Raw genomic sequence first — 19,532 nt, forward strand, 5'->3', positions numbered from 1 at the left:
GAACTTTCTTTCCCGGGGTGGGGAAAAGCGGCTCCGGGCGGCGCCGAAGGGTCAGGCGCGGGTGGCGAGGATGGCCGCGCGCACCGTGGCGGGCGTGGCCGGCAGGTGGTGGATCCGCGCGCCGGAGGCATCGGCGATGGCGTTGAGAATCGCCGGCGCGGTGGGGATGAGGCAATGCTCGCCCAGGCCCTTTGCGCCGTAGGGGCCATGCATGTCGCCGCTCTCGATGATCAGCGTGTCCACGGGCGGCACGTCGCCGATGGTGGGCATGAGGTAGTCATGCAGGTTCTCGGTGCGCCCGGGCAGGAACTCCTCCATCAGCGCGAGGCCGATGCCCTGCGCCACGCCGCCCTCCACCTGGCCCTCGACGAGCAGCGGGTTGATGGCCCGGCCCACGTCATGCGCGGCGGTGATCTTCAGCAGGTTCACCGTGCCCAGCGCGGTGTCCACCTCCAGCTCGGCCATCTGCGCGGTGGTGCCGAACACCGCGTAGGGGTCGCCCTGGCCGTTCGCGTCCATCGGCTTCGTCGGCGGGTCGTAGCTCTCGGTCGCCTCCAGCGCATAGCCCTCGCCGCTGAGCGGCACCACGCGCTCGGCCCCGCCGTCGGTGAGGCGGATGGCGCCGGGGGCGATGTCGATCACCGCCGCCCCGGAGACATTCCCCAGCCGCAGGATCTGCGCGCGCAGCGCCTCGCCGCACAGCCGCGCCGCGTTGCCGGTGATGAAGGTCTGCCGGCTGGCGGAGGTCTTGCCGGCATCGGGGGTGAGGTCGGTGTCCGCGCTCACCCGCTCTATGCGCTCCACCGGCACGCCCAGGGCGGTGGCGAAGATCTGGCTGATCACGGTGTTGGAGCCCTGGCCGATATCCACCGCGCCCTGGTGCAGCAGGATGCGCCCGTCCGCGGTGATGCCGGCGCGGATGGTGGAGGGGTTGGACATGGAGGTGTTGCCGCAGCCGTACCAGCCGCTCGCCACGCCCACGCCGCGGCGGACGGGGCCGGTGGCCTCGGCGTTGAAGGCCGCCGCCTCGGCCAGCGCCCGGTCCCAGTGCGGCTTCAGCGCGTCGAGACAGTCCAGGATGCCCATGCCGGTCTCGAACACCTGGCCGGTCACGGTGGCATCGCCGTTCACCAGCGCGTTGCGGCGGCGGATCTCCAGCTTGTCGAGGCCGAGGGCCTCGGCGGCCATGTCCAGCAGCTGCTCCTGCGCCACGGCCGATTGCGGCACGCCGAAGCCGCGGAAGGCACCGGCGGGGGTGCAGTTGGTGTGCACGGCCACCGAGCGGGCGCGGTAATCCGCGATCCGGTAGGGGCCGGAGGCGTGGATGGGCACGCGGTTCGCCACCGTGGGCCCCCAGCTCGCATAAGCGCCGGTGTTGAAGGTGCCGAAGAAATCGGCGCCGGCCAGCCGACCTTCCGCGTCCACCCCCAGCCGCATGGTCACCTGCGAGGGGTGGCGCTTGGTGCTGGAGGAGATTGATTCGGCCCGGGTGAAGGCCATGCGCACCGGCCGGCCCAGCTTCCAGGCCGCGAGGGCGAGGAAGGGCTGGGTGGTGAGGTCGAGCTTCGAGCCGAAGCCGCCGCCCACCGCCGTGGGCACGATGCGCACGCCCTCGGGCGCGAGGCCCATCACCTTGGCCACCGCGTCGCGGTTCATGTAGGGCGCCTGGGTGCAGCAATGCACCTCGATCCGGTCTCCCACCCGCTCGGCGAAACCGGCCTCGGGCTCGATGTAGCCGTGCTCGATGAATCCGGTGGAGAAATCGCCCTCCACCACATGCGCGGCGCCGGCCAGCGCCGCCTCCGCGTCGCCGCGCTGCACCAGGCCGCGGCACATGATGTTGCCGGCGCGCGCCTCGTGCAGCAGCGCGGCGGTCAGCCCCTCCTCGGGGGTGAGGGCATGGGGCAGGGGGGTCCAGGTGACCGGGAACTCCGCGAGGTCCAGCCCCGCCAGCCGCTCCGGCGTGCCGACCACCGCGGCCACGGCCTCGCCGCGGAACCGGGCCTCGCCCTCGGCCATCACCGGCTGGTCCTCGAAGCCGGGGATGACGCCGAAGAGGTTCACGCCCGGCACGTCGGCGGCGGTGAGCACCAGGTCCAGCCCGGTCTCCGCCCGCCAGGCCTCCAGGTCGCCGAAGGTGAAGGCGGCGCGGTGGTGCGGGCTGCGGATCACCCGCAGGGTGAGGGCGCCGGCGGGGGCGACATCGTCGCCGAAGGCTTCCGCGCCGGTGACCTTGGGCAGGCCGTCCACCCGGGCCATCGCGGTGCCCACGCCGCCGGGCGCCACGGTGGCGGAGCCCTTCGCGTCGCGCACCGCGTCGATGATCTTGCGGTAGCCGGTGCAGCGGCAGAGCACGCCGCCGAGCGCGTCCTGCACCTGCTGCTCCGAGGGGTCCGCCACCTCGCGCAGCAGGGCGACGGCGGAGACCATCATGCCCGGCGTGCAGATGCCGCATTGCGCGGCCTGATGGCGCTGGAAGGCGGCGACGAGGGCCTGGCCGTCCGGGTCCGACTGCGCGAGGCCGGCCTGGGTTTCCACCCGGCGGCCCTCCACCTGCGCCACCGCGGTGGTGCAGGAACACACCGGCAGCCCGTCCACCAGCACCGTGCAGGCGCCGCAATCGCCCGCGTTGCAGCCCACCTTCACGTCGCGCGCCCCGGCGCGTTCGCGCAGCGCCTCGGACAGGCGCTCGGCGGGGGGCGCGGCGAGGGTCACCCGCGTGCCGTTGAGGTCGAAGGAAACGGCGAGGCCGTCGGCCACCTGATCGAGGCTCATGCGTGGGTCTCCCCGGGCAGGGCGGCCGCGAGCACGCGGCCAAGGATTTCGCGAACGGCGTCAAGCCGGTAGGCAGCGCTGCCGCGCACGTCGTCGAGCGGGGTGAGCGCCGAGAGATCGGCCGCGCCGAGGATGTCGTCGAGCGGCGCGCCGGGCTGCCGGCCGGTGAGGGCGGCTTCCAGCCCCGGCAGGCGCCGGGCCACGGCCGAACAGGCGCCCACGGCGAGTCGCACCTCCCGCAGGGTGCCATCTTCGCCCGGAATTACCACCGCGGAGACCATGGCGATGGAAATCACCAGATAGCGTCGCGCGCCGAGCTTCAGGAAGGCGGAGCGCGCGCCCGGCGCCTCGGGGATGTGCAGCGCGGTCACCAGCTCGCCCGGGGCGAGGGCGGTGCGGCGCACGCCGGTGATGAACTGCGCAAGCGGCAGGCGGCGGCGCCCGGCCGGCCCCGCCAGTTCCACCTCCGCCTCGAGGGTGAGCAGCGGCGGCACGCCGTCGGCGGCGGGGGAGGCGTTGCAGATGTTGCCCGCCACGGTGCCGGCGTTCTGGATCTGCACCGAGCCCACCTCGCGCGCCGCGGCGCGCAGCCCGTCGAAGAGCGGCGGCAGGTCGGCGCGCAGGATGTCCGTCCATGTGGTGGTGGCGCCGATGCGCCAGCCGCCCTCCTGCCGGGTGATGCCGCGCAGGGCCGGCACGCGCGAGAGGTCGATCAGCGCCGCGGGCGGCGGCCCGTCGCGCAGGCCGGGGTAGAGGTCGGTCCCCCCGGCCAGCAGCCGCACCGGGCCGGCCTCCAGTATGCCGATGACATTCTCCAGCGTCTCAGGCCTGTGAAACAGCATGATCGGCCCCCTGTTGGCTCGGTTGTGGCTCGCTTGGGTGCGTGCGCCGTTCCGGTCATTCGCACACAAACAAGCTGAAACGCACCGGACCCTCTGTCAAGCGCGCTTGCGCGGTGCAGCGAAAGAATTGGTCCGGGATGCAAAATTCATTTGCCTACAAACGAGTTTTTCGGGAACATCGACAGGCGAATCGCCTTCCGACAGCCGCAGACGGAGCCCCGAGATGACAGACGCCGCCCCCCTTGCCGAAAGCGCCATCCTGCAGGGCGTCCCCGCGCCTTTCGCGGTGCCGGCGGGGTGTTTCGCCCTCACCGTCACCGAAGTGGAGCACTACACCGATTCGCTGTTCCGCTTCCGCCTCGCCCGGCCCGCCACCTTCCGCTTCCGCTCCGGCGAATTCGTGATGATCGGCCTGCCGAATGCGGAGAAGCCGGTGTTCCGCGCCTATTCCGTGGCCTCCCCCTCCTGGGACGAGGAGCTGGAGTTCTTCTCCATCAAGGTGGCCGACGGCCCGCTCACCGAGCACCTGCAGAAGATCCGCCCGGGCGACACGGTGCTGATGCGCAGGAAGGCCACCGGCACGCTGGTGAATGACGCGCTGCTGCCCGGCAAGCGGCTGTGGATGTTCTCCACCGGCACCGGAATCGCCCCCTTCGCCAGCCTGATCCGCGACCCGGAGACCTACGAGAAGTTCGACGAGGTGATCCTCACCCATTCCTGCCGCACCGTCGCCGAGCTGCGCTACGGCGAGGAGCTGGTGCAGGGCCTGATGGAGGACCCGCTGGTGGGCGAACTCGTGAGCGGCCACCTGAGGCATTACACTTCCGTCACGCGGGAGCCCTTCGCCCGCCAGGGCCGCATCACCGACCTCATCACCTCCGGCAAGCTGTTCGACGACCTCGGCCTGCCGCGCATGGGGCCGGAGGAGGACCGGGCGATGATCTGCGGCTCCATGGCCATGCTGCGCGACACCAAGGCGCTGTGCCTGTCGCACGGGCTGGAGGAGGGCGCGAACAACAAGCCCGCCCAGTTCGTGGTGGAACGCGCCTTCGTCGACTGAGCCGGGGGCCGGGCGGGCCGTGTCATGAACGCCGCACGAAAGCGTTGACAGCCGCCCGGGAAAGATGTTCGCATACAAATGAATGGTCAGCTCGTGCACCACCGGGCTGAAGACCAGGGAGCACCAGCCGTGAAGCCAGCCGAAGGCAAGCCCGAGAAGATCCGCTGCGACGCCTGTCCGGTGACCTGTTTCATCGCCGAGGGCCGCACCGGCGCGTGCGACCGCTACGCGAACGAGGGCGGCGCGCTCGTGCGGCTCGACCCGCTCACCATTCTGGAGAACCGCGCCGACGCGGGCGAGGGCACGGGCGAGCTGGTGCCCTTCCTCGAGCGGGAGTGGGACGGCGACATCCTGCCCGGGCAGGAGAGCTTTATCACCGCCGTGGGCGCCGGCACCACCTACCCGGACTACAAGCCCGCGCCCTTCATCGTCTCCTCGCAGGTGGAGGGGGTGGACATGGTGACCGTGGTCACCGAGGGCATCTTCTCCTACTGCGGCGCCAAGGTGAAGATCGACACGGACCGGCACCTCGGCTCGGAATGCGCCGCGGTGCGCGCCGAGGGCGAGGTGATCGGCCATGTCACCACCTCCGAATACGGCAGCCAGATGCTCTCGCTCGGCGGGGTGAACCACCTCACCGGCGGCTCGAAGAAGGAAGGCCGGGTGACCTGCGCCACCCTGCTGGAGCTGTGCAACGGCGGCGCGGTCGACCTCACCATCGACGGCGGCGCCGAGCTCACCGTGAAGGCCGGCGCGGCCCCGATCGTGAACGGCGCGCGCGAGGAGCGCATGCGCGTGGGCTGCGGCTCGGCCACGGTGGGCATGTTCGCCGCGCAGTGGAAGGGGCTGGTGGACGAGGTGGTGGTGGTCGACGACCACATCACCGGCGTGATGTCCGAGCACCAGGCCGGCAAGGTGATCGGCTGGGCGCCGACCGGCATCAAGATCAACGGCCGCCGCTCCACCCCCGGGCGCTACTTCCAGGTGGCCGAGCCCGGCACCGGCTGGGGCGGCACCGACCTCACCAACCCGCTCGACATCCTGGGCGCCTTCAACCCGAAGCAGGCCTGGCCCGGCCTCTCCCTCCTGATGGTCTCCACCACCGGCGAACACGCCGCCTATTTCGAGCTGGACGACAGCCTCACCCCGGTGGAGAAGCCGATCCCTGCGCGGCTGCAGCCCTCCGTCGCGCGCATCGAGGAGAACTGCGAGCCGGCGATGACCTCGGTGCTGTTCATGGCCGGCGCCGGCGGCTCGCTGCGCTCCGGCGTCACGGAAAACCCGGTGGGCCTCACCCGCTCGGTGCAGAAGGCGCTCACCTACGTGAGCTGCGGCGGCGCGCCGGTCTATGTCTGGCCGGGCGGCGGCATCACGCTGATGGCCGATGTCACCCGCATGCCGCTCAACGCCTTCGGCTACGTGCCCACCCCTGCACTGGTCGCACCCATCGAGTTCACCATGCGCGCGGAGGATTACCGCGCGCTGGGCGGGCACATGGATTACGTCATCCCGCTGGCGGACGCGGTGAAGGGCGCCTCCGGGCGGCAGAACGACCATATCCTGAAGGGCCGCCGCAGCGTGACCCCGGGGGCGCGGAACCCGTGGCCGGCCCGGCCCGGCAACTACCCCTGGAAGAAAACGGCGCAATGAGCGTGGCTGGCCGTTTTCCCGGTGCGGTTGCAGCACTTCTGCCCGACGGGCAACGGCTGCACCTCCAGCACGGCCCCATCGACCTTGTGATCGGCGCCGAGGGCGCACCGGAGGCCGTGGTCCGCGCCCATGCCCGCGCGCGGGCGGCCTTTGCCCCCGTGCTCGAAACCCTGGCCGCCGAACTGCCGCGCCTGCGCGCGCCGGACGGGCCCGCGCCCGAGGGCCCCGTGGCCCGCAGCATGGTGGCCGCCACCGCGCCCTTTGCCGCGGAATTCATCACGCCCATGGCCGCCGTGGCCGGGGCGGTGGCCGACCACGTGCTGGCTGCGCTCATCGCCGGCGGCGACCTTTCGCGCGCCTACGTGAACAACGGCGGCGACATCGCGCTGCACCTCGCGGAGGGGGAATTCCGCATCGGCATCTGCGAGAACCCGGAGACCGGCGCGCCCGGCGGCGTGGTGACCCTGCGGCCGGGCGACGGGGTGGGCGGCATCGCCACCTCGGGCTGGCGCGGGCGCTCGCATTCGCGCGGCATCGCCGATGCGGTGACCGTGCTCGCCGCCTCGGCGGCCGAGGCGGATGCCGCGGCCACCATGATCGCGAATTTCGTCGACCTGCCCTGGTCGCCGCTCATCGACCGCGCGCCGGCCGACACGCTCTCGCCCGACAGCGACCTCGGCACCCGGCTGGTCACCACCGGCGTGGGGCCGATCGGGCCGCGCGGGGTGCGCATCGCCCTCGCGCGCGGAAGGGCCCGGGCCGAGGCCTGGCACGCGCGCGGCCTGTTCACCGCCGCCTATCTCAGCCTTGCGGGGGAGCGGGAAACCGTGCTTTCCCCGCAGGATCAGAAACGGATACCGAGGGAGGCCCCGGATGCCTGAGCCCGTCATTCGCAAGACCGCGATCACCGTCGAGGAAATCTTCCACGAGGGCGGCCCCGCCCCCGCCGTGCCGCTGCGCCGCGCCGCCGCACTCGCCGTGATCGCGAACCCTTTCGCCGGCCGCTATGTCGAGGACATCTCCGGCTTCATGGACGACCTGAAACCGCTGGGCCTGAAGATGGCCGGCGACCTGGTGGAGGCGCTGGGCGGCGATGCCTCGGTGGTCGAGGGCTACGGCAAGGGCGCCATCGTGGGCGCGAACGGCGAGCTGGAGCACGGCGCGCTGTGGCACGTGCCCGGCGGCTACTCGATGCGCGAGCTTCTGCCCGCCTCCAACGCCATCGTGCCCTCCACGAAGAAGCTCGGCGGCCCCGGCACCCGGCTCGACATCCCGGTGACCCATTGCAACGCCTCCTACGTGCGCTCGCATTTCGACGCGATGGAGGTGGGCCTCGCCGACGGGCCGAAGGCCGACGAGATCCTGCTCGCGCTGGTGATGACCACCGGCCCGCGCATCCACGCCCGTGTCGGCGGCCTGAAGGCCTCCGAGGTGAAGGGCGAGGACGGGCTGCGATGACCCCGGAGGGCTTCCGCTGATGCGCATCCGCAAGATCGTCACCTTCGTGGAGGAAACCCGGCGCGAGATGGGGCAGGAGGTGAGCCCTCCCACCCGCCGCGCCGTGGCGGCCGCGGTGATCGAGAACCCCTTCGCTGGGCGCTATGAGCCCGACCTTTCGGAGCTGATGGAGATCGGCGCCGAGCTGGGCGGCCTGCTGGGCGCGAAATGCGTGGCGGCGCTGGGCATCGCCCCGGCGCAGGCGCAGAGCTACGGCAAGGCGGCCCTGGTGGGCGAGGCTGGCGAGATCGAACACGCCGCGGCCATCCTGCACCCCGGGCTCGGCGCGCCGCTGCGCGCGGCGGTGGAGCGCGGCGCGGCGCTGGTGCCCTCCTCGAAGAAGATGGGCGCGCCCGGCACGCCGCTCGACGTGCCGCTGGGCCACAAGGATGCCGCATATGTGCGCTCGCATTTCGACGGCATGGAGGTCAGGATGAATGACGCGCCCCGGGCGGGCGAGATCCTGGTCGCCGTGGCGGTGGCCTCGGCCGGCCGGCCGCTGCCCCGTGTCGGCGGGCTCACGCATGAAGACGCGATCGGCGAGGACGGACTGAGATAGGCGCGACCCCGGCCCCCCGGGGACGGAAGGCGACCCTGAGACCCAGCAGAGGAGGCAAGGCATGGAATTCGTGAGAAACGCCTGGTACGTGGCCGGCTGGTCGTCGGAGTTCGACGAGGAGCTCAGGCGCTTCACCATCCTGGGTGACCATGTGGTGATGTTCCGCAAGTCCGACGGCGCGGTGGCCGCACTGGAAGACCGCTGCCCCCACCGCCTGCTGCCGCTCAGCCAGGGCAAGCGCATCGGCGACACGGTGCAATGCGGCTACCACGGCCTCACCTTCGACTGTTCGGGCAAATGCGTGCGCGTGCCCGGCCAGTCGAACCTGCCGGCCTCCGCCTATGTCGAGGCCTACCCGATCGTGGAGAAGCACGACATCGTCTGGATCTGGATGGGCGACGCGGAGAAGGCGGACCCCGAGGACGTGTTCGACATGCCGGAGTTCACCGACCCCGCCTGGGAGGCCCACCAGGGCGACGCGCTGCACCTGAAGTCCAACTACCTCAACGTGGCGGAAAACCTGGTGGACCCGGCGCATGTGAGCTTCGTGCACCCCACCACGCTGGGCAACTCGGCCTCCGAGAACGTGCCGGTGCATGTGGTGACCGAGGGCAAGGCCATCGTGGCCTGGCGCTGGATCCGCGACGCGGAGCCCATCGGCTTCTTCAAGAGTTTCGGCGGCTTCACCGGCAACGTGGACCGCTGGCACTACTACTATCTCTACACGCCCTGCACGGCGGTGATCGACTTCGGCTCCGCCCCGGCGGAGGACGCGATCCCCGAGAAGGAGCGGAACCGCGGCGTGCGCATCTTCGCGCTGCATTTCATGACCCCCGTCACGCCCACCCACACCATCGACCGCTGGATGCACCTGCGCAACACCGCGCTGGGCGACGAGACCGCCGCGGCGCAGATGGACGTGATGTTCCGCAAGGCCTTCGCCGAGGACAAGGCGATCCTCGAGGCCGTGCAGGAGGAGGAGAGCCGGCCGCAGAAGCGCCGGCCGATCCGCATCGCCATCGACAAGGGCCCGATGGTCTACCGCAAGCGGATCAGCGAGCTTCTGGAGAGGGAACGCACCCACGATGTCGCGTCGGATCCGACGCCGGCCTTCGTGTATCACGACTGACAGTCCAAGAACCAGATCAGCGGCCGGCAAACGGCCCGAACCGGAACCCAACAGGAGAGCCTCATGAACCCGATACGGACCCTCGCCACGGCCGCTGCCGCGGTGCTCGCGCTCAGCGGCGCGAGCTTCGCCCAGGATGCGATCAAGATCGGCGAGATCAACCATTACAAGCGCATGGCCGCCTTCGCCGGGCCCTACAAGATGGGCATCGAGCTGGCGCTCAAGGAGATCAACGACGCGGGCGGCGTGCTGGGCAAGCCGCTGGAGTTCATCTTCCGCGACGATGACGGCCAGCCCGGCGACGCGGTGAAGATCGCCAACGAGCTGATGACCCGCGACGGCGCGGTGATGGTCACGGGATCCATCCTGTCCAACGTCGGGCTGGCGATCTCCTCGCTTGCCGCGGAGAAGGGCTTCATCTACCTCGCCGCCGAGCCGCTGGCGGATTCGCTGGTGTGGAAGGCGGGCAACCCCTACACCTTCCGCCTGCGCACCTCGACCTGGGTTCAGGCCGCGATGCTGGCCGAGGAGGCCGCGAAGACCGATGCCGTGCGCTACGCCACCATCGCGCCGAACTACGCCTATGGCACCGATGCCGTGGAGGCCTTCAAGGCGGCGCTGAAGAAGCTGAAGCCGGAGGTGGAATTCGTCACCGAACAGTGGCCGGCCCTGTTCAAGATCGACGCCGGCGCCGAGGTGCAGGCCATCGAATCCGCCAAGCCCGACGCGATCTACAACGTCACCTTCGGCTCCGACCTCGCCAAGTTCGTGCGGGAGGGCACCACCCGCGGCGTGTTCGACGGCCGCCAGGTCTACGGCCTGCTGACCGGCGAGCCGGAATACCTCGACCCGCTGGGCGACGAGGCGCCCGAGGGCTGGGTCGTGACCGGCTATCCCTGGTATGACCTGCCGGACGGCCCGGGCAAGGACTTCGTGGACGCCTACCAGGCCGCGACGGGCGAAACTCCGAAGATCGGCTCGCTGGTCGGCTACATGACCGCGCAGAGCATCGCCGCCGCCATCACCAGGGCCGGCGCCACCGACACGCCCGCCCTGCTCGCCGCCTTCAAGGACCTGAAGGTGGAGACGCCGCTGGGCGAGATCACCTATCGCGGGCTGGACCACCAGTCGACGATGGGCGCCTATGTCGGCACCACCGCGCTGAAGGACGGCCATGGCGTGATGGTGGACTGGGAGTATCGCTCGCCCGAGCCCTACATGCCCAGCGACGACGAGATCAAGGCCATGCGCCCGGCCGAGTGACCCCGAAGCGCCCCGCCCGGTCCCCGTCACCGGGGGCAGGGGGGCGCGAACGGCGCCGGCCGGCCCGGGCGCGAAGGTTCCGGGCGGCTGAACCAGCCGCCTTTCGGGATCGCGCTCCGGACGTGGCGTCCGGGACAGCCCGCAGGCCCTGCGGCGCATGTGCCCGGCCCGTGCTTGAGGCCCGCGACCGGGGCTCATGCCTGCTGCCGGTGGTCCCGGTCCGCGACGGGGCCGGGGGCCCCAGCGCTTCGCGCGCGAAACCATTCCTCCGGCCGGCCCGACGCTCCGGGCCGGCCCCTGCCCACCCTTCTGGCATCGGGTTGATATGGGACTTCTGATTGCGCAGCTCCTGACCGGGCTCGCCAATGCGGCGGCGTTGTTTCTGGTGGCCTCCGGCCTCTCGCTGATCTTCGGCGTCACCCGCATCGTGAATTTCGCCCACGGGTCGTTCTACATGCTCGGCGCCTACATCGGGCTCACGCTGATGAACGTCCTGCCGGGCCACGTGGGCTTCTGGGGCTCCATCCTGCTCGCCGGCATCGCCGTGGGGCTGATCGGCGTGGTGGTGGAGATTCTGGTGCTGCGGCCGATCTACCGCGCGCCGGAGCTGTTCCAGCTCGTCGCCACCTTCGGTGTCATCCTGGTGATCCAGGACCTCACGCTGATGACCTGGGGCGCGGAGGACCAGCTCGGCCCCCGCGCGCCCGGCCTGCGCGGCGTGATCCGCATCCTGGGCGAGCCGGTGCCGCTCTACGATCTCGCGCTCATCGGCATCACGCCCTTCGTGCTGCTCGGCCTGTGGTGGCTGATCACCAAGACCCGGCTGGGCGTGCTGGTGCGCGCCGCCACCCAGGACCGCGAGATGGTGGGCGCGCTGGGGGTGAACCAGTCCTGGCTCTTCACCGGCGTCTTCTTCCTCGGCTCGGCGCTGGCCGGCCTCGGCGGCGCCATCCAGCTGCCCAAGGGCGGTGCCAACCTGCTGATGGATTTCAACATCATCTCGGCGGTCTTCGTGGTGGTGGTGATCGGCGGCATGGGCTCGCTGCCCGGCGCCTTCATCGCCGCGGTGCTGATCTCGGTGCTCAACGTCTTCGGCGTGGCCTACCTGCCGTCCAGCACGTTGGTGCTGATGTTCGTGGTGATGGCCATCGTGCTCACCGTGCGGCCCTTCGGCCTGCTGGGGCGCGAGGAAGTGGCCGGCGAGCACGGGCAGGTCGGCGAGCCGGAGCGGCCGATCCGCCCGTTCCGCCTGCCGGGGCGGCTGTTCTTCGCCGCCATCGTGCTGGTGCTGGCGCTGCTGCCGCTCTACGGCTCGCCCTTCGCGCAGGTGCTGGTCACCGATATCGTGATCTTCTGCCTCTTCGCCGCCTCGCTGCAGTTCATCCTCGCCACCGGCGGGCTGGTGAGCTTCGGCCACGCGATGTTCTTCGGCGGCGGCGCCTATGTCTCGGCGCTCGCGGTCACCTATGCGAACACGCCGATGGAACTGGCCTTCCTGCTCGCGCCGCTGGGCGCGGGGCTGATCGCCATCCTGGTGGGCTGGTTCTGCATCCGGCTCTCGGGCGTCTATTTCGCCATGCTCACGCTCGCCTTCAGCCAGCTCATCTGGTCGCTCGTCTTCCAGTGGGGCGACGTGACCGGGGGCGACGACGGGCTGGTGAACATCTGGCCGGCGGCCTGGCTGTCGGACACCACGGCCTATTACCTCTTCACCCTGCTGGTGGGGCTGGGCGGCATCGTGTTCCTGCGCCATGTCACGCATTCGCCCTTCGGCTACGCGCTGCGCGCCACGCGCGACAGCGCCCGCCAGGCCGAGGCCACCGGCATCGACGTGCGCCGGGTGCAATGGGTGGCCTTCGCCTTCGCCGGCATGATGGCCGGGCTGGCGGGCGGGCTGTTCGTGTTCTCCAAGGGCTCGATCTTCCCCAACGAGCTCGAGATCGCCAAGAGCTTCGACGCGCTGATCGTGGTGTTCCTGGGCGGGGTGAAGACCCTCTCCGGCGCCGTGGTGGGCGGGGCCTTCTTCGAGAGCGTGAAGGACTGGCTGACCCGGCTGGAATACTGGCGGCTGGTGCTGGGCCTCGTCATCATCGGCGTGGTCATCGTGGCGCCGGAGGGCATCGTGGGCACCGCGCGCCGTGCGGGCGAGCGGCTGGGCCTGGTCAAGGAAGAGGAGGGCACGCGATGAGCGTCATCCTGAAGGTCGAGCACCTGGCCAAGAGCTTCGGCGGGGTGAAGGCGGTCTCGGACGTGAGCTTCGAGGTGCGCGCGGGCGAGCTGAAGGCGCTGATCGGGCCGAACGGCGCCGGCAAGAGCACCTGTTTCAACATGCTCATGGGCCAGCTGAAGCCCAGCTCCGGCCGCGTGAGCCTCGACGGGCAGGACATCACCGGCCACTCCCCACGCGACGTCTGGCGCCGCGGGGTGGGCCGCACCTTCCAGATCACCGGCACCTACCAGAGCATGACCGTGGCGGAGAACGTGCAGATGGCGCTGATCAGCCATCACCGGAAGATCTACGCCTTCCTGCCGCGCGCGCACCTCATGTACCGCGACGAGGCGCTGGCCCTGCTGGCGCTGGTGGGCATGGAGGACCAGGCGAACCGTGCCTGCGCCATCCTCGCCTATGGCGACCTGAAGCGGCTGGAGCTGGCCATCGCGCTGGCGCATGAGCCGCGCCTGCTCCTGATGGACGAGCCCACCGCCGGCATGGCCCCGCGCGAGCGCATCGCGCTCATGCAGCTCACCGCCGATATCGTGGCCGAGCGCGGCATATCCGTGCTCTTCACCGAGCACGACATGGACGTGGTCTTCGCCCATTCCCATCACATCATGGTGCTGAACCGGGGCGAGCTGATCGCCGACGGCACGGCGGCGCAGGTGCGCGCCAATGCCCGCGTGCAGGAGGTCTATCTCGGCGGCGGCACCCTTTTCGCACAGGAGGGCGCCCATGCTTGAGGTGGAGGGCATCCATTCGTTCTACGGCAAGGCGCATATCCTCAACGGGCTGAGCTTCAGCGTGGGCCGGGGAGAGGTGGTGGCGCTGCTGGGCCGCAACGGCGCGGGCAAGACCACGACGATGAAATCGGTGATGCAGCTCGTCCGCCCCCGGCAGGGGCGGGTGCGCTTCGGCGGCGAGGACATCACCGGCTGGCCGGCGCACCGGGTGGCGCGGCGCGGGCTGGGCTATGTGCCCGAGGAGCGGCGCATCTTCACCGATCTCACCATCCTGGAGAACCTCGAGGTGGGCCGGCAGGCCCGGCGCGAGGGCACGCCCTTCTGGACCGTGGAGGCGCTGTTCGAGCTGTTTCCCAACCTCTCCGAACGCCGGCACAACCGGGGCAAGGCTATGTCGGGCGGCGAGCAGCAGATGCTCACCATCGCCCGCACCCTGATGGGCAACCCCGGGCTCCTGCTGCTCGACGAGCCCTCCGAGGGCATCGCCCCGGTGATCGTGGAGCAGATGGCCCGCACCATCCTGCGCTTCAAGGACGAGGGGCTGACGGTGATCATCTCCGAGCAGAACCTGCATTTCGCCCGCGCGGTGGCCGACCGGGCGGTGATCATCGAGGGTGGGGAGAAGAAGTTCGACGGCAGCTTCGCCGAGCTTGAAAATCACCCCGAGATCCGGGATGCGTACCTTTCAGTGTAATGGCACGGGACGGATGATGTGACCGAAGACACCACGCAGGATGCCCGGCGGCTCGACCACGGCTACGTGCTCGATGACCAGGTGGGCTTCCTTCTGCGCAAGGCCTGGCAGCGCAACACGGTGATCTTCACCGAGAAGATGGCGACCGGCCTCACCCCCACCCAGTTTTCGGTGATGTACCGGCTGTCGGAGGTGGGGTCGGTGTCGCAGAACCAGCTCGGGCGGTCTGTCGCGATGGACGGGGCGACCACGAAGGGCGTGGTCGACCGGCTGATCGCGCGCGGGCTGCTCACCACCCGGCCGGACCCGGATGACCGGCGCCGGCATCTCGTCTCGCTCACCGATGCGGGCTGGGAGGTGTTCGAGGCCTCGGTGATGATCGCCCATGAGGTGACCGCCGACACGCTCTCGGCCCTCACTGCCGCGGAGCAACGCACCCTCGTCCGGCTGCTGGCCAAGATCCAGTGACCCCCCCCGGCGCCGGCCGCACCCGGCGCGGTCCCCGTGTCGGCGAGGCGGACCGGCGGGCGCCGGGCCTTCCGGGGCGGGGCGTTGCCGGTGCGGTCGCCGGCTCGGTGACGCGAACCGGTGGGCGCTGGAATCGGAATAGGCCGGGCCCTCCGATGCAGGGAGGTCCCGGCGGTGCCTCCCTGTCGGGCCGGGGCGCGGGGTGCGGCCTTCCCGTCGGCCCGGCGCGCCGCTGCTTGCCCGGTGGGCGGGGGGTGCTGACGGCCGGTCCGGCGGGCATGGCGGCGCCCGCATCGCTGGGCGTGCCCGGCCTGTCGGCCCGGCGCGCCGCCGCTCGCTTGTCAGGCTGGCGCGTCGCTGCTTGCCTGGCGGGCGGGGCAGGGGGCGCTGACGGCCGGACCGGCAGGCATGGCGCGCCCGCGGCGCTGGGCGTGCCCGGTCAGGTGGGCACGATGAGCGGGGAGCGCAGCGCAGCGAGCAGGTCGGTGGCTTCACTGGCCGGGAGGGCCTGGGAGAACAGGAAGCCCTGGCCCATGTCGCAGCCCTGGGCGCGCAGCCAGTCGGCCTCGCCGTCGGTCTCGATCCCCTCGGCGACGCTGATCAGGCCGAGGGCCTGCGAAAGCTGGATCATCGAGCGCACGATCTTCTCGCTGTCCTCGCCGTGGTCGAGGCGGTGGACGAAGGAGCGGTCGATCTTGATCTTGTCGAAGGGCAGTTCGCGCAGGTGGCGCAGGCTGGAATAGCCGGTGCCGAAATCGTCCAGCGACACGCGGACGCCGGCCTCCTTCAGGGTGATCATGATGTCGCGCGCCGCGTCGAGATCATTGACCAGCGCGGTTTCGGTGATCTCGATCTCCAGCCGCGCGGGCGGGAAACCGGCGTCGCCGAGCACGTTCAGCACCCGGCGCGCGAAGTCCCGGTCGCGCAGCTGGCTGGGCGAGGTGTTGATGGCGATGGACAGGTCCGGCGGCCAGAGCCGCGCGTCCCGCACCACGTGGGCCAGGATGACGGGAAAGATCTCCGGCAGCAGGCCGGCATCCTCGGCGATGGGGACGAAGGTCTCCGCCTGCAGGAGCCCGCGCTCCGGATGCTCCCAGCGCGCGAGCGCCTCGAACCCGGTGAGTCGGCCGGTCGCGAGGTCGTAGAGCGGCTGATAGTGCGGCCGGATGCCGCCCACCCGCAGGGCAAGGCGCAACTCCGCCTCCAGCGAGATCCGGGCCCGCAGGGTGCTGTCCAGCGCCGGGTCGAACACGGCATAGGTGTTCCGCCCGGCGGACTTGGCCTGATACATCGCGAGATCCGCGCGCTGCATGAGGGTCTCGGCATCCTCGGCGTCGCCGGTAAAGCCGGCGATGCCGATGCTCACGCTCACCCTGGTTTCGACGGCGCCGAGGCTGAAGGGCTGGTCGACCGAGGCGAGGATGCGCTGTGCCACGCGCAGGACGGGCTCGGTGCCGGTGGCGCCGTGATCCATCAGCACGGCGAACTCGTCCCCCCCCAGGCGGGCGAGGAAATCCTCCGGCCGCAGGTTCGCCCTCAGCCGGTCGCTGACGGTCTGCAGCAGCAGGTCCCCGGTGGCATGGCCGTAGGTGTCGTTCACGGTCTTGAACCGGTCCAGGTCCAGCAGCAGGGCGGAGAAGCCGGCGCCGACGGTGCGGGCCCGGCCGATGCGCGCGGCCAGTTCCTCGTGGTAGAGGCGGCGGTTCGGCACGCCGGTGAGGGAATCGAACCGGGCCAGCACCCCGGCATGCGTCTCCGCCATCTGCCGCCTGCGGATCTCGTGGCGCAATTCGCCTGTGCGCAGCACCAGCACCGCGATCAGCGCAAGGCTGAGCACGATGAACACGGTGAAGATCTCGTCCAGCTCCAGGGTCTCATGGTCCCTGCTGAAGGTGAAGAACCACTCGAAGGAATCCAGCGAGACCAGCAGCGCCTGAACCGCAAACGCGATGATCGCGATGATCAGGTATGGCCTCCATCGCCCGGTCAGCCGGGCAACAGCCCGTTTGGTCGGGTTCCGCAAGTGCGCTGTCATCGTCCTGGTTTCATAGTGCTGGCTCTGGCCGGCTGTCTTCCGCGTGACAGGCCGGTGGAGCTTGCCTGTCGAAGAGGTTCAGATCTAGCGGGGAATGTCTTCCCGATCGTTAATGCCGCGCGGAACCCTGCGGCAGCGTGACGCGTTGGCGGGTGACGTCCCCGCGCCGTCGGGGGCCATTCCGTGCGCGCAGGGCCTCACGGCGCCCCGCGAGACCTTCCATCGCTGACCCGACCCGAAAGGAGACATCATGGTCCCTCCTCGGCTTTCCGTGTTCCCGACAGCCGGACGGGAGCTCCCCGCATGACCCCGGCCTGGCTCACCGCTCTCTCCTGGTTCGCCCTTGCCGTCGGCGTGTTGAGCGCGGCCTGGGTGGCGCGCGACCTGCGGCGCCACCCGGTGCACATGCGGGTGATGGCCTTCGTCTGGCCGCTGTGCGCGCTGTTCGGCGGGCCGCTGCTGGTGTGGTTCTACCGCCGGCATGCCCATGACAGCCATGGCGGGATGCACGCTGCTCACGGCTCTCATGAAGGCGGCGGGCTTCAGGCGGCGCATGGTTCCCACGGGACTGGCGGACTGCACGCCGCTCACGGCTTTCAGGGAGAAGGCGGGATGCACATGGCGCACGGCTTCCACGAACGCGGCGGGCCGCAGACGGCGCAGGGCGGGGACATGGCGGAGCCGGGCCGGCAGGGGCCACCCTTCGCGGTGGCCGTGGCGAAGGGCACGCTGCATTGCGGTGCGGGCTGCACGCTGGGCGACATACTGGCGGAGACGCTTGCGCTGCTCGCGCCGGGGGTGCTGGCGCTGTTCGGCTATCCGGGGCTGTTCGCCACGCGGATCTACGCGGTCTGGGGGCTCGATTTCGTGTTCGCCTTCGTGCTGGGCATCATCTTCCAGTATTTCGCCATCGCGCCGATGCGCGGGCTCGGGCCGGCGGCCGGGCTGAAGGCGGCGCTGAAGGCGGATGCGGCGTCTCTCGTCTCCTGGCAGGTGGGCATGTACGGCTTCATGGCCATTGCGCATTTCGCGCTGTTCCCGGCGCTCACCGGCGGCGGGGTGGATGCGGCGACGCCGGAGTTCTGGTTCGCCATGCAGATCGCGATGCTGGCGGGCTTCGCCACCGCCTTCCCGGTGAACTGGTGGCTGATCCGCAGCGGCGTGAAGGAACGCATGTGAGCGATGCCCGCGCAGCCGGCCGGGGAACGGTTCTCGTGACGCGAGCCATGGCGCCGGCCATGCCGGGCGCAATCCGGACCTTCCGGACACCGCCTGCCGATGTCCCGTGAAGCGGACGGGACGAAGGCTCGCGTTCGGCCGGCAATTCTGTCAGCAATCATCCCCGGCGGTGAGTGAAAGGATCAGCCATGGAACGTGACATCATCGTGCCGATGGAAATGCAGTCTGTCCTGGAGCGGGCAGGGTATGCTCCAGCGGTGCGCGTCGGCGGCCTTGTCTTCTGCGCGGGCCAGGTCGGGCGCGATGCCGGCATGACCGTCATCGAGGATCCGGAAGCGCAGTTCGAGAAGTGCTGGGACAACCTGGCCAGCGTCTTGTCGGAAGCCGGTTGCCGGTTCGAGGACGTCGTGGAGATGACAACCTACCATGTCGGCCTGCGCCAGCACCTGGAGCTCTTTCGCAAGGTGAAGGATCGTGTCTTTCCCCGCGGGACATGTGCCTGGACCTGCATCGGGGTCTCCGAGCTTGCCCACCCCGGCCTCCTCGCGGAGATCAAGGTCGTCGCGGCCATGCCGGTGCAGCAGCCCGCGACGCCGACAGGGCTGCCGCCTGCGCCCTGAAGGACCGGACGGCAGGTTCAAACCCGATCACGGCTGATCTACTGTCCGCGGATGAAGATCTGCGTCGTCACGGACATCCACGACCGCCCCGGCCCCGGGGCATGCATCGCCAGCGGGCTGCACCCCCTGCCGGGGGTGATGCGGCTTTCCCTGAGCGGTCTGTGCGGACGGCCGGACCTGTCCGGCGAAGCCCTGCACCGCCATCTCTTTCAGGAGGGCGGCATGGGGGAAGTCGTGCATGCCCTCAGGCGAAAGGTGGAGGGCTGCAGGATCGGGATCGGCTACAGCGCGGGGGGAACCGCGATCTGGCGTGCCGCTGCGGCGGGACTTCCCTTCGAGGCGATATTCTGCGTCTCCTCCACGCGCTTGCGGGAGGAGGGCGCGATTTCAACGCCAAATCACGTGTTCTTCGGCGCAGGTGACCATGGGAAGCCATCCGCCGAATGGCTGTCCGCGGTGCCGGGCGAGGCCACGATATTCGACGCTGTCGGGCACGCTTACTATCTCGACCCCGCGTCCGAGGCGGCCAGGGCAACCCGGGCGGTGATCGCGGAGAGGATAGGTCGCTGACGGTCGAGAGGCGGCCCGGCACCGTGCCGCATCCGGCCTCCCGCGCCACGCAGGAGCGCCCGCGACAGGCAAGGCCGGCGCGGACTGACATCTGACAGGGGAGGGGATGGTGCCCGGGGGCGGATTCGAACCACCGACACGCGGATTTTCAATCCGCTGCTCTACCAACTGAGCTACCCGGGCGGGGAGGCGCGAGCGCCTCGGTGGAGCGGTGTTTAGACCAGCCAAACGGC

At 70.4% G+C, this 19,532-nt stretch carries 17 protein-coding genes and 1 tRNA gene; 14 read left to right on the plus strand and 4 right to left on the minus strand.

Going from position 1 to position 19,532, the window contains the following annotated elements; all coding sequences use genetic code 11:
* Positions 1-51: 51 nt before the first annotated feature.
* Both FDP22_RS07660 and FDP22_RS07665 read right to left on the minus strand, forming a co-directional pair.
* Positions 52-2,775 (minus strand): molybdopterin-dependent oxidoreductase, encoded by a 2,724-nt coding sequence (locus tag FDP22_RS07660; RefSeq protein ID WP_138572273.1) that lies wholly within the window; start codon positions 2,773-2,775, stop codon positions 52-54.
* Complete coding sequence (locus tag FDP22_RS07665) at positions 2,772-3,617, minus strand: FAD binding domain-containing protein (protein WP_138572272.1); 846 nt, start codon at positions 3,615-3,617, stop codon at positions 2,772-2,774. Before FDP22_RS07665 ends, FDP22_RS07660 begins: the two co-directional genes overlap by 4 nt.
* Before the next feature lie 223 nt (positions 3,618-3,840).
* On the opposite strand from FDP22_RS07665, the gene FDP22_RS07670 reads away from it, so the two are divergent.
* The 11 genes from FDP22_RS07670 to FDP22_RS07720 all read left to right on the plus strand — a co-directional run bounded on the left by FDP22_RS07670 (position 3,841) and on the right by FDP22_RS07720 (position 14,895).
* Positions 3,841-4,677, plus strand: a complete 837-nt coding sequence (locus FDP22_RS07670) for a ferredoxin--NADP reductase (RefSeq protein WP_138572271.1) — start codon at positions 3,841-3,843, stop codon at positions 4,675-4,677.
* Positions 4,678-4,755: 78 nt separating this feature from the next.
* Complete coding sequence (locus FDP22_RS07675) at positions 4,756-6,327, plus strand: 6-hydroxynicotinate reductase (RefSeq protein WP_239031901.1); 1,572 nt, start codon at positions 4,756-4,758, stop codon at positions 6,325-6,327.
* Positions 6,324-7,208 (plus strand): UPF0280 family protein, encoded by an 885-nt coding sequence (locus FDP22_RS07680; RefSeq protein ID WP_138572269.1) that lies wholly within the window; start codon positions 6,324-6,326, stop codon positions 7,206-7,208. Before FDP22_RS07675 ends, FDP22_RS07680 begins: the two co-directional genes overlap by 4 nt.
* The gene (locus FDP22_RS07685) at positions 7,201-7,785 is read left to right on the plus strand and encodes an amino acid synthesis family protein (RefSeq protein WP_138572268.1); all 585 of its coding nucleotides are present in this window, start codon (positions 7,201-7,203) and stop codon (positions 7,783-7,785) included. The genes FDP22_RS07680 and FDP22_RS07685 overlap by 8 nt, the downstream gene beginning before the upstream one ends.
* A 19-nt stretch (positions 7,786-7,804) precedes the next feature.
* Positions 7,805-8,383 carry an amino acid synthesis family protein gene (locus tag FDP22_RS07690; RefSeq protein ID WP_138572267.1) on the plus strand — a complete coding sequence of 193 codons (579 nt, stop codon included), beginning with the start codon at positions 7,805-7,807 and terminating at the stop codon, positions 8,381-8,383.
* A 61-nt stretch (positions 8,384-8,444) separates the two neighbouring features.
* Positions 8,445-9,512 carry an aromatic ring-hydroxylating dioxygenase subunit alpha gene (locus tag FDP22_RS07695; protein ID WP_138572266.1) on the plus strand — a complete coding sequence of 356 codons (1,068 nt, stop codon included), beginning with the start codon at positions 8,445-8,447 and terminating at the stop codon, positions 9,510-9,512.
* A gap of 63 nt (positions 9,513-9,575) precedes the next feature.
* The gene (locus FDP22_RS07700) at positions 9,576-10,775 is read left to right on the plus strand and encodes an ABC transporter substrate-binding protein (RefSeq protein WP_138572265.1); all 1,200 of its coding nucleotides are present in this window, start codon (positions 9,576-9,578) and stop codon (positions 10,773-10,775) included.
* A 325-nt stretch (positions 10,776-11,100) separates the two neighbouring features.
* Positions 11,101-12,963 carry an ABC transporter permease gene (locus FDP22_RS07705; RefSeq protein WP_138572264.1) on the plus strand — a complete coding sequence of 621 codons (1,863 nt, stop codon included), beginning with the start codon at positions 11,101-11,103 and terminating at the stop codon, positions 12,961-12,963.
* Positions 12,960-13,733 (plus strand): ABC transporter ATP-binding protein, encoded by a 774-nt coding sequence (locus FDP22_RS07710; protein ID WP_138572263.1) that lies wholly within the window; start codon positions 12,960-12,962, stop codon positions 13,731-13,733. The genes FDP22_RS07705 and FDP22_RS07710 overlap by 4 nt, the downstream gene beginning before the upstream one ends.
* Positions 13,726-14,427, plus strand: a complete 702-nt coding sequence (locus tag FDP22_RS07715) for an ABC transporter ATP-binding protein (protein WP_138572262.1) — start codon at positions 13,726-13,728, stop codon at positions 14,425-14,427. The genes FDP22_RS07710 and FDP22_RS07715 overlap by 8 nt, the downstream gene beginning before the upstream one ends.
* Positions 14,428-14,445: 18 nt before the next feature.
* Positions 14,446-14,895: a MarR family winged helix-turn-helix transcriptional regulator gene (locus tag FDP22_RS07720; protein WP_239031902.1), complete on the plus strand. Its 450-nt coding sequence runs from the start codon at positions 14,446-14,448 to the stop codon at positions 14,893-14,895.
* 439 nt (positions 14,896-15,334) lie between these two features.
* Here FDP22_RS07720 and FDP22_RS07725 read toward each other — a convergent pair whose 3' ends face one another.
* A complete protein-coding gene (locus FDP22_RS07725) occupies positions 15,335-16,930 on the minus strand; it encodes a putative bifunctional diguanylate cyclase/phosphodiesterase (protein ID WP_138572261.1) in 1,596 nt (531 codons plus the stop codon).
* A gap of 303 nt (positions 16,931-17,233) precedes the next feature.
* Between FDP22_RS07725 and FDP22_RS07730 the strand changes: the two genes are divergently transcribed.
* The 3 genes from FDP22_RS07730 to FDP22_RS07740 all read left to right on the plus strand — a co-directional run bounded on the left by FDP22_RS07730 (position 17,234) and on the right by FDP22_RS07740 (position 19,299).
* Positions 17,234-18,109: a DUF4396 domain-containing protein gene (locus FDP22_RS07730; protein WP_170317630.1), complete on the plus strand. Its 876-nt coding sequence runs from the start codon at positions 17,234-17,236 to the stop codon at positions 18,107-18,109.
* A 188-nt stretch (positions 18,110-18,297) separates the two neighbouring features.
* Positions 18,298-18,729 carry a RidA family protein gene (locus tag FDP22_RS07735; RefSeq protein ID WP_138572260.1) on the plus strand — a complete coding sequence of 144 codons (432 nt, stop codon included), beginning with the start codon at positions 18,298-18,300 and terminating at the stop codon, positions 18,727-18,729.
* A 51-nt stretch (positions 18,730-18,780) separates the two neighbouring features.
* The gene (locus FDP22_RS07740; protein WP_138572259.1) at positions 18,781-19,299 is read left to right on the plus strand and encodes a dienelactone hydrolase family protein; all 519 of its coding nucleotides are present in this window, start codon (positions 18,781-18,783) and stop codon (positions 19,297-19,299) included.
* 107 nt (positions 19,300-19,406) lie between these two features.
* On the opposite strand, the gene FDP22_RS07745 is transcribed toward FDP22_RS07740, so the two are convergent.
* Positions 19,407-19,482 (minus strand) — tRNA-Phe (locus tag FDP22_RS07745).
* Positions 19,483-19,532 lie beyond the last annotated feature (50 nt).

Source organism: Paroceanicella profunda (assembly GCF_005887635.2).
GTDB lineage: Bacteria > Pseudomonadota > Alphaproteobacteria > Rhodobacterales > Rhodobacteraceae > Paroceanicella > Paroceanicella profunda.